8 protein-coding genes and 1 pseudogene are annotated in these 12,086 nt (G+C 69.9%); 4 read left to right on the top strand and 5 right to left on the bottom strand.

Annotation, left to right across the window (positions count from 1 at the left end):
• Window positions 1-146: 146 nt before the first annotated feature.
• Both bla and FBY35_RS02560 read right to left on the bottom strand, forming a co-directional pair.
• On the bottom strand, window positions 147-1,067 hold the full coding sequence (bla, locus tag FBY35_RS02555; RefSeq protein WP_260848480.1) for a class A beta-lactamase: 921 nt from the start codon (window positions 1,065-1,067) through the stop codon (window positions 147-149).
• Between the two features lie 78 nt (window positions 1,068-1,145).
• Window positions 1,146-1,481, bottom strand: a pseudogene (locus tag FBY35_RS02560) (GNAT family N-acetyltransferase); the annotation flags it as partial.
• A gap of 173 nt (window positions 1,482-1,654) precedes the next feature.
• Between FBY35_RS02560 and FBY35_RS02565 the strand changes: the two are divergent.
• Both FBY35_RS02565 and FBY35_RS02570 read left to right on the top strand, forming a co-directional pair.
• Window positions 1,655-3,031, top strand: a complete 1,377-nt coding sequence (locus FBY35_RS02565; protein ID WP_142212205.1) for an NAD-binding protein — start codon at window positions 1,655-1,657, stop codon at window positions 3,029-3,031.
• Between the two features lie 390 nt (window positions 3,032-3,421).
• Window positions 3,422-4,867 carry an amino acid permease gene (locus FBY35_RS02570; RefSeq protein WP_142212206.1) on the top strand — a complete coding sequence of 482 codons (1,446 nt, stop codon included), beginning with the start codon at window positions 3,422-3,424 and terminating at the stop codon, window positions 4,865-4,867.
• Between the two features lie 130 nt (window positions 4,868-4,997).
• Here FBY35_RS02570 and FBY35_RS02575 read toward each other — a convergent pair whose 3' ends face one another.
• Window positions 4,998-5,453, bottom strand: a complete 456-nt coding sequence (locus tag FBY35_RS02575) for an Lrp/AsnC family transcriptional regulator (RefSeq protein ID WP_142212207.1) — start codon at window positions 5,451-5,453, stop codon at window positions 4,998-5,000.
• A gap of 209 nt (window positions 5,454-5,662) precedes the next feature.
• Here FBY35_RS02575 and FBY35_RS02580 point away from each other — a divergent pair, with 209 nt between their 5' ends.
• Both FBY35_RS02580 and aspA read left to right on the top strand, forming a co-directional pair.
• Entirely contained in the window at window positions 5,663-6,685 is a 1,023-nt protein-coding gene (locus tag FBY35_RS02580; RefSeq protein WP_142212208.1) for an asparaginase, read from the top strand.
• A gap of 133 nt (window positions 6,686-6,818) precedes the next feature.
• Window positions 6,819-8,267, top strand: coding sequence for an aspartate ammonia-lyase (gene aspA / locus FBY35_RS02585; protein WP_142212209.1), 1,449 nt, complete (start codon window positions 6,819-6,821; stop codon window positions 8,265-8,267).
• 3 nt (window positions 8,268-8,270) lie between these two features.
• Here the strand turns inward: aspA and FBY35_RS02590 are convergent, their stop codons facing one another.
• Together FBY35_RS02590 and FBY35_RS02595 are read right to left on the bottom strand one after the other, a co-directional pair.
• Window positions 8,271-8,864 (bottom strand): sarcosine oxidase subunit gamma, encoded by a 594-nt coding sequence (locus tag FBY35_RS02590; RefSeq protein WP_142212210.1) that lies wholly within the window; start codon window positions 8,862-8,864, stop codon window positions 8,271-8,273.
• Window positions 8,857-12,084: a sarcosine oxidase subunit alpha family protein gene (locus FBY35_RS02595; RefSeq protein ID WP_142212211.1), complete on the bottom strand. Its 3,228-nt coding sequence runs from the start codon at window positions 12,082-12,084 to the stop codon at window positions 8,857-8,859. Before FBY35_RS02595 ends, FBY35_RS02590 begins: the two co-directional genes overlap by 8 nt.
• Window positions 12,085-12,086: the final 2 nt, after the last annotated feature.

Here is a 12,086-nt window from a genome sequence, read left to right on the forward strand (position 1 = left end):
CGCCGCGGAGGTTGCCTCCCTGGCTCGCCTCTCGGGCCGCCTTACGCCGCGCGCGCGGGCGCGTCATCCCCTGAGTCCTGCGCAGCCACTCGTCGAGAGCGACGAAGTCCGCGTCCTGCCGCCCGGTCGACAAGCGCGCGGGGCGGTCACGCGAGGGCTGCCGTCAGCAGTTCCGCGGTCTTGGCTACCAGCGGTTCGTCCGCCGGGCAGTGGGCGTCGTGCTTGGTGGAGAGGACCGCCAGGACAACGGGTGCTCCGTCGGGCGTCCAGGCAACGCCGACGTCGTTGGTGGTTCCGTATTCGCCGGTGCCGGTCTTGTCCGCGAGGGTCCAGTCCTTGGGGAGACCGGCGCGGAAGCGCGCCCCGCTGGTGGTGTTGGCCAGCAGCCACGCGGTCAGCTGCTGCCGGTCGGGGCGCGTCAGTGCGTCGCCGAGTACGAGCTTTTCGTAGGTCCGCCCGATGGCGCACGGACTCGTGGTGTCCGTCACGCGCCACGGTTCGGCCGAGTTCAGCTTGGGCTCGAACCGGTCGAGCCGGGTTGTCGTGTCCCCGATCGAGCGGCAGAAGCACGTGATGGCCGTGGGGCCACCGAGCTCGTGGAGCAGGAGGTTCGCGGCGGCGTTGTCGCTGTATTCGATGGTGGCCGCGCACAGTTCGGCGACGGTCATGCCGCCCGCCAGGTGCTCGGGCGTGCCCGTGATGGGGCCGTAGCCCGAGTCCTTGACATCCTTGTCGGTGTACCGGATGCGCTTGGCGAGGAATTCGCCGCGCCGGTCGAGGTCCCTGAGGACGGCAGCGGCGGCGATCGTCTTGAACACCGAGCAGACCGGAAACAGCTCGTCCGCGCGGTGCAGCACGCTCCTGCCCGTGACCGTGTTGCGCGCGAACACTCCGAGGCGCGCGGAATGCTCCCGCTCAAGGTTGCTCAGCGCCCCGGAGATGTCGTCCCCCGTGCTGCGCGACACCGCAGAGGCCGGCACCTCCATGGTGACCGCTGCGGCCAGTGCCGCCCCGGCCCCCAGGGTCAGTAATGCCCGGCGGCTCGGACGCGTTCCGAAGATCTCCACGATCGCTCTCCTCTGACGACGACCAGCGTTCGTAGATCCAGACACGTCGGAAGGATCTTCGGTTCCGATCGATGCCGTTTACAGCGGCATGCCGTTCCTCGCGCGGGGCGCGCTCGACATCGGTCGACGGGGTTCCCGGGCTCCCCGCAGGTCCGGTACGAAGCGAAGACCTGGGCGGTCGTCGAGCTCGATCTCGCCCGCAGGGACGAATCCCGTACGGGCCAGCACGGCTCGCGGGGCGGGGTTGTCGAGTGTCGTGACGGCCCGCAGCCAAGTCAGGCCGTACTCCGCGACAGCCAGGGCGCACAGCTCACGCACGGCAGCCGTGGCCAGTCCCCGGCCGGCGGCCCGCTCTGCGATGCGCTATCCGAACTCGGCCGAACCGTCCGCGACATCAACCAGGTTGACCCGCCCAGCACCTCACCGACGTGGGACATCCGCCACCGCGCGTGGAAGCCCGCAGTGCACATCAGCCTTGTGCAGGCGTACAGGCAACGGCACTCCGATCTCAGACACAGGGACGAGCACACACCCGGACCGAGCCCTTAGCATTCTCACCACCCGAGACGCGAGGGAGTGCACACGCGATGCCCGAGAGCGCAACGCCACCGCAGTACTTCGTGGTGATCGGCAGCGATATGGCGCGCAGGGTCTGCGGTCTGCTGCAGTCCGCCGGGCACCTCGTGCGCCACCTCGACCGTCCCACGGACGAGGATCTGCGCCGGGCACTGCGGCGGGAGGTGGCGGGCGTCGCGGTGCTGCTCGACAACGACGTCGAGGCGTTGCGCTACGCGCTCGCCGTCGAGCACATACACCCCAACGTCCAGCTGGTTGTGACGGTCTTCGACCGGACGGTCGGCGAGCAGCTCCTGCGCGTACTGCCGAACTGCCAGGTCACGTCGCCGGCCGATGTCGCCGCGCCCGTGCTTGTTGCCGCCTGCCTCCAACCTGGTTTGCTGAGCCTCACCCGGACACCCGAGGGACACATCGGCGCCCGGTGGCAGGAGGACACCGTGCACCTGGAGCCGTGGGTGCCGTCGCGCTCGCTGCGGTGGCGGGCGCGCCTTGGCAGGATCCGGGGGCAGCTGCGGCCGCACGACGGCAGTTCGCGGATCATGTTGACGGGTCTGGCCGGGCTGCTCACGGTGCTGGTGGCCGACTGGGCCTGGAGCATGGCCTTCCACCACCGCTCGCCTGTGGAAGCGTTGTTCGAAGCGGCACGCACCGTGTCCGCCGTCGGCCCGGCGAACGCCCATGGTTCGGACACCTATTTGGCGTTCTCCGCCGTGGCGATGCTTGTCACCATAGTCTTCACCGCGGTCTTCACTGCGGGCATGGTCGATCGCCTGTTGGGACCGCGTGCGGTCGGCATCGTGGGCTCACGGGCCCTGCCTCGGGCGGGGCATGTGGTCGTCGTCGGCCTCGGACAGGTGGGCCTGCGCCTGTGCACCCGGCTGCAGGCTCTGGGCATAGGCGTGATCGCGGTCGAACGGAATCCGGCGGCTGAGAACCTGCGGCTGGCCAGGGCACTTGGCGTTCCCGTGGTCGTGGCCAATGCAACCGACCGGTTCGTGCTGAGCACGCTCGGTCTGCGGCAGGCGCAGGCACTTGCCGCCGTGGCTTCCGACGACCTGGACAACATCGCCGTATCGGTGGCGGCACTGGCCGTCGCGCCCGATTTGCGCGTCGTCATGCGCGCGGGCGAGCACGAGGCCATCGCGGAGACCCGCTCCCTGTTCCGGATCGGCGATGTCCATGACCTCAACAGCCTGACCGCCGCGTATACGACTGCGAGTCTGAGCGGGCTGCGGCCACGGGGCGTCGTGACGCACGGCAAGCAGCTGCTGGTGCAGTGCGGGGACGGGCAATTCACGCCGTGGCCGGTGGCGGAGCGCTGCGATCACCCGCAGGACGGCGATGCACGCGCGGATATCACCGCGGCCGCGTCGCATCTCCCAGGCTAGTTCACCTGCACATTTACGACCTCCTTTGAGCATTTGTCTGAACGAGGCTCCGGCCCGCGTGACATCTGTCCATGGTGGCCCGGTCGTCATCGCTCCTACCTTCTGCGTACCCCCGAATCCGGGCGTCGGGTCACCCTCCTGGCGTCCCATACCGTCACGTGTCCTTGCCCCCGGCGGCTCGCAGTGAGCGAGCCGATGGGCCGGGCGGCCGTCCTCACCCGACACGTGGGCACCGGCAACGGCGAGCAGGCCGCGAACCACCGACCTGCTCCGGCGGGTCGGCATTCCGGCCTCCCCTGGGGTCGTCCACATCGTCGTCCCACCCGTGCTCGGCATGGGGGCGACCCACAGACCGGACTCGCCCAATTCTTCCTTCTGTAAGGACTGAGCATGAGCGCGCAACCCTCGAACACCGACGTGGCTTCGCCACCCCGTGAGAGCGGACGGACGCCTTCCCCCGACGGCCTCCAGGCCGGGCTCAAGAACCGTCATCTGTCGATGATCGCGATCGGCGGTGTGATCGGGGCCGGCCTGTTCGTCGGCTCCGCCTCCGGCATCGCGGCCGCCGGCCCCGGAATCCTGGTCTCGTACGCCCTGGTCGGCGCGATGGTCGTCTTCGTCATGCGGATGCTCGGCGAGATGGCCGCCGCCCACCCCACGTCCGGCTCCTTCTCCGCGTACGCGGACCGGGCACTTGGGCGCTGGGCCGGCTTCTCCATCGGCTGGCTCTACTGGTTCTTCTGGGTAGTGGTCCTCGCCGTCGAGGCCACCGCCGGCGCGAAGATCCTCGAGGGCTGGGTACCGGCGGTCCCCCAGTGGGGGTGGGCGCTCATCGTCATGGTGGTCCTCACGGCGACCAACCTCGTGTCCGTGTCGTCGTACGGCGAGTTCGAGTTCTGGTTCGCCGGGATCAAGGTCGTCGCCATCGCCGGCTTCATCCTGCTCGGCGGGCTCGCGATGTTCGGCGTACTGCCCGGCTCCGGCCACGAAGCCGTTGGCCTGGCCCATCTGACCGGTCACGGGGGGTTCCTGCCCAACGGGCCCGGGGCGATCCTCACCGGCATCCTGATGGTCGTCTTCTCCTTCATGGGAAGCGAGATCGTCACCCTCGCGGCCGGTGAGTCCGAGGACCCGCGACGCGCCGTCACCAAGGCGACCAACAGCGTGATCTGGCGGATCGGCGTCTTCTACCTCGGCTCGATCCTGGTCGTGGTGTCCCTGCTCGACTGGGACGATCCGGCGATCAAGGAGAGCGGCTCGTACGTGGCGGCGCTCGACGCGATCGGCATCCCGCACGCCGGGCAGATCATGAACGTCATCGTCCTCACCGCGGTGCTCTCCTGCCTCAACTCCGGCCTGTACACAGCCTCTCGTATGGCCTTCTCGCTCGGCGAACGCGGCGACGCGCCCAGGGCTTTCGCCCGTACGAACAACCGCGGCGTGCCACAGGCCGCCATTTTGGGATCGGTCGTCTTCGGCTTCGTCGCGGTCTTCTTCAACTACCAGTGGCCCGACACGGTGTTCCTGTTCCTGCTGAACTCCTCCGGTGCGGTCGCGCTGTTCGTCTGGCTGGTCATCTGCTTCACACAGCTGAGGATGCGCGCGATCCTGCTGCGTGAGTCGCCGGACAGTCTGGTCGTACGGATGTGGCTCTTCCCGTACTTGACGTGGGCGACCATCGCGATGATCTCGTTTGTCCTCGTCTACATGCTGACCGATGACGCCGGACGTGAGCAGGTGATCCTCTCCCTGCTGGTGGCGGCACTGGTCGTGGCGATCTCGGTGGTCCGGGACCGGCTGCGCGGCGATACCCAGGACGCGCTCACGAGGCGGTAGTCAACCCAGTGGCTCGACGGTGACGGCGGGGCCGACTACTCCCGTATCCCACTGGGAGAGTCCGTCGATCTCCAGGTCCTCTCAGGCGGCCCATCGCCTGGCGGGCACCTGCGAGGCGGATCAGGGAGGCTCAGCCGTCCACCGGCAGGCCGCGATGCTCCTTGATCCGCTTCATGATGATCTGCGAGTTGACCTCGGTGACGCCGGACAGCGAGGTCAGTTTCTCGATCCACAGCCGCTCGTACGCGCGCAGGTCCTCGACCGCGATACGCAGCAGGCATCCCGGGCTGCCGAAGAGCCGGTACGCCTCGATCACGTCGGGGATGTCCTGGAGACCGGCCTCGAAGGCCTCGACCACCTCACGGTCGCGCTTCACCTCGATGGAGACGAGGACCTCAAAACTCCTGCCGACCGCCTCCGGGTCGATCACCGCGCGATAGCCCTGGATCACCCCGTCCTGTTCCAGCTGCCGCACTCGGCGCATGCACGGCGATGGGGTCAGCCCCACTCGCTGCGCCAGCTCCTGATTACTCAGCCGCCCATCATCCTGAAGCTCACGCAAGATATCTCGATCGATCTCATCCATGGCGCAATTATTCACCATAGCGATCGGGGTTGTGGGCCGAAATTGGCGATCAAATTGCGCGGCGACAGCCCTATCATTGCGTCCGACTGCTCCGGCATCCCCGGGTCAGCCATCATGGGGCGCAGGCCGGCCGGGGCCACGAGCGAAGCCGGGCCGCGTGCCCCGTCCGATTCGCCGCGGCACCTGCGGCACGAACGAGGAGTGGGCCTGTGGGACGTGTCGTCGTCATCAGCACCGGCGGGACGATAGCCAGCCGCTGGCAGGGTTCCGGGTTCGCCGCCGACGCGCACGGCGACGAGGTCATGGCGACCGCCGCCATGCCCGACGGGGTCACCATCGAGGTCGTCGACCTGTTCAGCGTGAACAGCCCCCGTCTCACCACCGCTCACCAGCTCACCCTGCTCCGCACGGTGCACGAGGCACTCGCGGACCCCGGCGTCGACGGCATCGTCGTCACCCACGGCACCGACACCCTCGAGGAGTCGGCGTTCCTGGTCGACCTTCACCACGACGATCCGCGCCCCGTCGTCTTCACCGGCGCCCAGCTTCCACTCGACGCGGCGAACGGCGACGGACCGGACAATCTCCACGACGCCCTGCTGACCGCGGCGACGACTCGGGGCCTTGGGGTACTGGTCGCCTTCGACGGCAAGCTCCACCCCGCCCGTGGCACCGTCAAGACGCAGACACTTGCCGCCGACGCCTTCGCCGACCCCTCCGCGGCCCGCGTAGGGAACATCGGCTTCGGCCGGGTCTCCGTACTGCGCCACCCCCGGCGCCCGGCCGCGCTGGTTCTGCCCGGTCTTCCGGAAGTCCTGCCCCGCGTCGACATGGTGATGCACCACTGCGACGCCGACCCGCTCCTGCTGGAGGCGGCCGTGAACGCCGGTGCGCAGGGAATCGTCCTGGTGGCAACCGGCGCAGGCAACGCCACCCCCGAGTTCGTCGAGGCCGTGGCCTCCGCGACCTCCCGAGGCGTGCTCGTCGCTCTGACCACCCGTGTCCAGGCCGGGCCCGTCTCCGAGATCTACACCCACGGCGGCGCGGTCGACCTTGTGGCCGCGGGCGCCGTGCCGACCGGCACGCTGCGGGCGGGCCAGGCTCGGATCGCCGTGCTCACCGCACTGCTCGCCGCCACCGACCCGCGCGAGCGGGAGCGGGTGCTGCGCCACGCGCTCGGCGAGTCCCTGTCCGCCGACGCCGATCCGCCGGCCGAGCTCGTCCCCGCATAGACCGGCCGGGCTCAACCCTCACAGACCGGGGCCGCTCGGCCTCCTTCCCCCTCCCCCGACCGAGCGGCCCCACCCTTCTTGGCTCTCGTCCCGCTCCTCCCCGTACGCACCTGACAGGAGAGTCCGCACCTCCATGGCCACGCACGACCACCTCCGCCCCGCGACCCGCGCCGAACACGATCTGCTCGGCGACCGGGACATCCCCGCCGACGCCTACTACGGCATCCACACCCTGCGGGCGGTGGAGAACTTCCCCATCACCGGCATCCCCATCTCGGCCTACCCCGACCTGGTGACCGCCCTCGCCTGCGTCAAGCAGGCAGCGGCACTGGCCAACCGTGACCTCGGACTGCTGGAAGGCCTCAAGGCGGACGCGATCGTGAGCGCCTGCGAGGAGATCCGTGCCGGGAGGCTCCATGGCGAGTTCGTGGTCGACGTGATCCAGGGCGGCGCGGGCACCTCGACGAACATGAACGCCAACGAGGTCGTCGCCAACCGGGCCCTCGAGCTCCTCGGCCACAGCAAGGGCGAGTACGGCAACCTGCACCCGCTGGAGGACGTCAACGCGGGACAGAGCACCAATGACGTCTACCCGACCGCCGTCAAGATCGCCCTCGACTTCACCGCCCAGCGTCTGCTGGACGCCATGGAGGTGCTTCGCTCCGCCTTCGCCGCGAAGGCGGAGGAGTTCGCGGACGTCCTGAAGATGGGCCGTACGCAGTTGCAGGATGCCGTGCCCATGACCCTGGGCCAGGAGTTCGCCACGTACGCCGTCATGCTGGGCGAGGATCACAAGCGCCTCACCGAGGCTTGTGAGCTGATCCGCGAGATCAACCTGGGCGGCACCGCCATCGGCACCGGGCTCAACGCCCACCCCGAGTACGCGGCGCTTGCTTCCCGGCATCTGCGCGCCATCACCGGGCTTCCGCTGACAGTCGCACACGACCTCGTCGAAGCAACCCAGGACGCCGGCGCGTTCGTCCAGCTGTCGGGCGTGCTGAAGCGGATCGCCGTCAAGCTCTCCAAGACCTGCAACGACCTCCGGCTGCTTTCCTGCGGACCGCGCGCCGGCTTCGCCGAGATCAACCTGCCGCCGGTACAGGCCGGTTCCAGCATCATGCCGGGCAAGGTGAACCCTGTCGTCCCCGAGGTGGTCAACCAGATCGCGTTCGAGGTCATCGGCAACGACATGACGGTGACCATGGCCGCCGAGGCGGGCCAGCTCCAGCTGAATGCCTTCGAGCCGGTCATCGCCCACAGCCTGCTGAAGTCGCTGAGCCACCTGCGGGCCGGCTGTCTGACCCTCGCCGAGCGCTGTGTCACCGGCATCACCGCCAACCGGGAGCACCTCGCCGGCCTCGTCGCCCAGTCCATCGGCCTGGCGACCGCGCTGAACCCGCACATCGGCTACGAGCAGGCCACTGCGGTCGCCCAGGAAGCCCTGAGGACCGGCCGGAGCGTTTATGAACTCGTCCTGGACAAGGGCCTGTTGACCAAGGACGAGCTTCAGTTCATCCTGCGCCCGAACAACCTCGCCCGCCCGCACCGCGAGGCCGCAGCGGCGGTCGCGCTCGGCGGCTGACCGTCAGACGTACTCCGACGCCGCGTCCAGCAGCCAGTCCGCCAGATACCCGGCGAAGGACGAACGGACCAGCAGCCAGAACCCCGCCCTCGGCTCGTCCCGTGCCACCAGCACGATCTGCGCACGGGCCAGGGTCGTCTGGGCACAGCGGCCAGGTCCCAGCGCACGCGGGTGCAGGTCCAGTGGGCAGCCGTGAGCCAGCAGGTCGCGGGCACGGGGGCCGGTGACGAGCAGGGTGGTGCGCTGGGCGGAGACATCCGTGACCGCTGCCGGCTCGTCCCCGGCGGCCGCCCGGATCTGGTTCTCCAGACCGGGCCCGCTGCCGCGGGGACCGACGAGGAGCCATTCGTCGGGGCCGAGCCAGAGTGCATGGAGATCACCGGCGTGTACGGCGGTGTTGGGTTCGAGGGGCAGTTGGAGGCCCAGGGCGAGTCCGACGGCGTCGGCTGCCGGGCCCTTGGGGTCGAGCCTGATGTTGAGCTGGGCCAGGAAGGGAAGTTCGGCCAGGCGCAGTTCGCCGCCACTGGCGCGGGTGACCGCGGCGAAGCGGCCGGCGACGGACGCCAGGGGGCTGTGGCGGATTGCGGTGTCAGCCATCGCGGCGGGCTCCCTCGGGGTCGTAGAGGACGGGACTTGCGACGGTCACCGGGACCAGACGGTCGCCGACCGGCGCGTACAGCCGCTCGCCGATGCGGTCCCGGCCGCCCTTGATCAGGGCCAGCGCGAAGGTCCGGCCGAGCGCCGCGCTGTGGTAGCTGGAGGTGACGTGGCCGAGCATGGGTACGGGAGGCTCGGGCAGCACGCTGTCGGCGACCAGATGGGTGCCTTCGGGGAGGAAGGAGTCCGGGTCTTCGGGGAGCAGGCCGACGAGGTGCTTGCGGTCAGGACGTGTGGTGTCGGCGCGTGCGTGGGAGCGCTTGCCGATGAAGTCGGTCTTCTTCTTGGACACCACCCAGCTCATGCCCAGGTCCTGCGGGGTGACCGTGCCGTCGGTGTCCTGGCCGATGATCGGGTAGCCCTTCTCGGCTCTCAGGACGTGCATGGTCTCGGTGCCGTACGGGGTGATCCCGAACGGGCTTCCGGCCGCGTACAGCGCCTCCCACAGCGCGCGGGCATCCCACGGCGACACGTTGATCTCGTAGGCCAGTTCGCCGGAGAAGCTGATCCGGCAGACCCGGGCCGGGATGTCCGCGACCGTGGACTCGCGCCACGCCATGAAGGGGAAGTCGTCGTTCGAGACGGCCAGTTCGGGAGCGAGGGCACCCAGTACGTCGCGGGAGTTCGGGCCGACGAGGGCGACGGTGGCCCACTGTTCGGTGACGGAGGTGCAGTGGACGCGCAGTTCGGGCCACTCGGTCTGCAGCCATTCCTCCATCCAGTCCAGGACGGTGGCCGCGTTGCCGGTCGTGGTGGTGACGAGGAAACGGTCCTGGGCGAGGCGGATGACGGTTCCGTCGTCGAAGACCATGCCGTCGAGGCGGCACATGACGCCGTAGCGGATCATGCCGACCTTCAGGGTGCTCATCATGTTGGTGTAGAGCAGGTCGAGAAAGGCGGCGGCGTCAGGACCCTGCACGTCGATCTTGCCGAGCGTGGAGGCGTCCATGAAGGCGACGCCCTCACGGGCGGCGCGGCACTCACGGAGGACGGCGGCCTTCATGTCCTCGCCGTCCTGGGGGTAGTACCAGGGCCGCTTCCACTGACCGACGTTCTCGAAGAGAGCGCCATGGGCGGCATGCCAGTCGTGCAGGGCGGTCACGCGCACGGGGTCGTGGAGCGCGCCGCGGTCGCGGCCCGCGAGGGTGGCGAAGGAGACGGGCGTGTAGGGAGGGCGGAACGTCGTCGTGCCGAGCGCCGAGATGTCCACGCCCAGGAGCTCGGCAACAGTCCCGCTGGCCAGGACGCCTGAGGTCTTGCCCTGGTCGTTGGCTGTGCCGGCGGTGGTGTAGCGCTTGGTGTGCTCGACCGAGCGCATTCCGGCGCCGGTGGCGCGGGCGAGGTCGTCGACGGTGACATCGCGCTGGAGGTCCACGAAGCGGGGCGCGCCGGCGGGACCGGGGACGACGAAGACCTGCATGGGCGGGGACTGGGGCTCGTCCGCCGTCACCGGCAGCTCGCGTCGGCCGGTCACAAGGCCCTCGGCCTCGATCGCGCGGGTGCCCGCCGCGGCGCCTTGGGCCAGTACCGCCGAGAGACCGAATGCGCCGGCTGCGGAGCCTGCGACCTCGACCGCCTGACGGCAGGTGTCGGGTACGAACGTGCCGAGCGCGTCGTCGTACCGCAGCTTGCCGCCCGCCTGGCTGAACAGGTGCGCTACGGGGTTCCAGCCGCCGGAGACCAGCAGCAGGTCGGCGCTGAACTCGCGGTGCCCCGCTGCCTCTCCATACGGAGTGACGGTCACCGCAGACAACCGCTGATCGCCCTCGGTGCCGGCCACGGCATGCCCGGCCAGCACCTCGATCCCGGCGTCCTCGGCGCGGCGCGCCCACTCCCCCGGTTCGGGGCGGGTGTCGACGACGGCAGCGATCTCCATACCCGCCGCCGCCAGATCGAGCGCGGCCGCGTAGGCGCTGTCGTTGGTGGTGAAGACGACGGCGCGGCGGCCGGGGAGGACGCCGTAACGGTTGGCGTACGTGCGCGCCGATGCCGCCAGCATGACGCCGGGGCGGTCGTTGCCGGCGAAGGCCAGCGAGCGCTCGTGCGCGCCGGTGGCCAGGACGACACGGCGGGCACGGATGCGCCAGACACGCTCGCGGGAAACATGCTCGGGGGCTTCGCCGCCGAGGTGGTTGGTGCGGCGTTCGACGGCGAGGAGGTGGTTGTCGTCGTAGTAGCCGAAGAGGGTGGTGCGGCGCAGGATGCGGGTTTCCGGTGCGGCTTCGAGCAGCGCCTCGATATCGGCTGCCCAGTCGAGGAGTTGGCCGGTGCCGAGGAGACTGCCGCCCAGCTCGGGCTGGTCGTCGGCGAGGATGACGCGAGCGCCGCCGCGGGCGGCGGCGTCCGCGGCCGCGAGTCCGGCGGGGCCCGCTCCGACGACCAGCACGTCGCAGTGGGCGTGGACGGCGTCGTAGCGTGCGGGGTCGGGCTCGGTGGCGAGCCGTCCCTGTCCGGGGAGGCTGCTCGCGACGAGGCCGTCGTACAACTCCACGGCCGTCGCGGGCAGCATCGGCTCGGGGAACGGCTCCTCGATCTGGACGACCGCGTTGGGTTCCTCGACTCCGGCGGAGAGGATGCCGCGGGGGCGGCCGAGTTTGATGCTGGTGCCCGTCCGGATGATGCCGTTGGCGAGGAGGGCGGAGGCGAGGGTGTCGCCGCGGAAGCCTTGGTATGCCGTGCCGTCGAAGGTGAACGTGAGACGTTCCGCCCGGGCTGTGCGGCCGCCTGTGCTGAGGCGGAAGGGCTGAGTGCCGGTGCCGATGGCGGATGCCAGGGGCTCCGCCCTTGGACCCCGGTCCTCAAACGCCGGAGGGGCTGGATTGTGCCGCTCGGCCTGCCCGTCCCGCGGACGATCCGGAGACGCCGGACCGGCTGAAGGGGAGGCCGCCGGTTCCGGGCGTGGCTCGCCCGCGCGGTACACCGCCAGGATCTCGTTCGTCGCCGTGTCCCGGACCGCGTTGAACCAGCGGCGGCATCCCGACGCGTGGGTCCAGCGCTCCGCGAACGGGCCCTTGGGGTTGTCGCGGAAGAACAGGTAGCGGGCCCACTCCTGGTCGGTCAGGGCAGCGGAGTCCTCGGGATACGGAACGTGCGCCTGGCCGCCGTAGTGGAATTCGGCCTCGTCACGGGGCCCGCACCAGGGGCATGGGATGAGCAGCATCG

It is taken from the genome of Streptomyces sp. SLBN-118 (assembly GCF_006715635.1).
GTDB lineage: Bacteria > Actinomycetota > Actinomycetes > Streptomycetales > Streptomycetaceae > Streptomyces.

What these genes read in the sequence shown, in the direction of transcription:
- FBY35_RS02565 (WP_142212205.1), top strand. Translation starts at nt 1,655, where the DNA reads ATGCCCGAGAGCGCAACGCCACCGCAGTACTTCGTGGTGATCGGCAGC.
- FBY35_RS02570 (WP_142212206.1), top strand. Translation starts at nt 3,422, where the DNA reads ATGAGCGCGCAACCCTCGAACACCGACGTGGCTTCGCCACCCCGTGAG.
- FBY35_RS02575 (WP_142212207.1), bottom strand. Translation starts at nt 5,453, where the DNA reads ATGGATGAGATCGATCGAGATATCTTGCGTGAGCTTCAGGATGATGGG.
- aspA (WP_142212209.1), top strand. Translation starts at nt 6,819, where the DNA reads ATGGCCACGCACGACCACCTCCGCCCCGCGACCCGCGCCGAACACGAT.
- FBY35_RS02590 (WP_142212210.1), bottom strand. Translation starts at nt 8,864, where the DNA reads ATGGCTGACACCGCAATCCGCCACAGCCCCCTGGCGTCCGTCGCCGGC.
- FBY35_RS02595 (WP_142212211.1), bottom strand. Translation starts at nt 12,084, where the DNA reads ATGCTGCTCATCCCATGCCCCTGGTGCGGGCCCCGTGACGAGGCCGAA.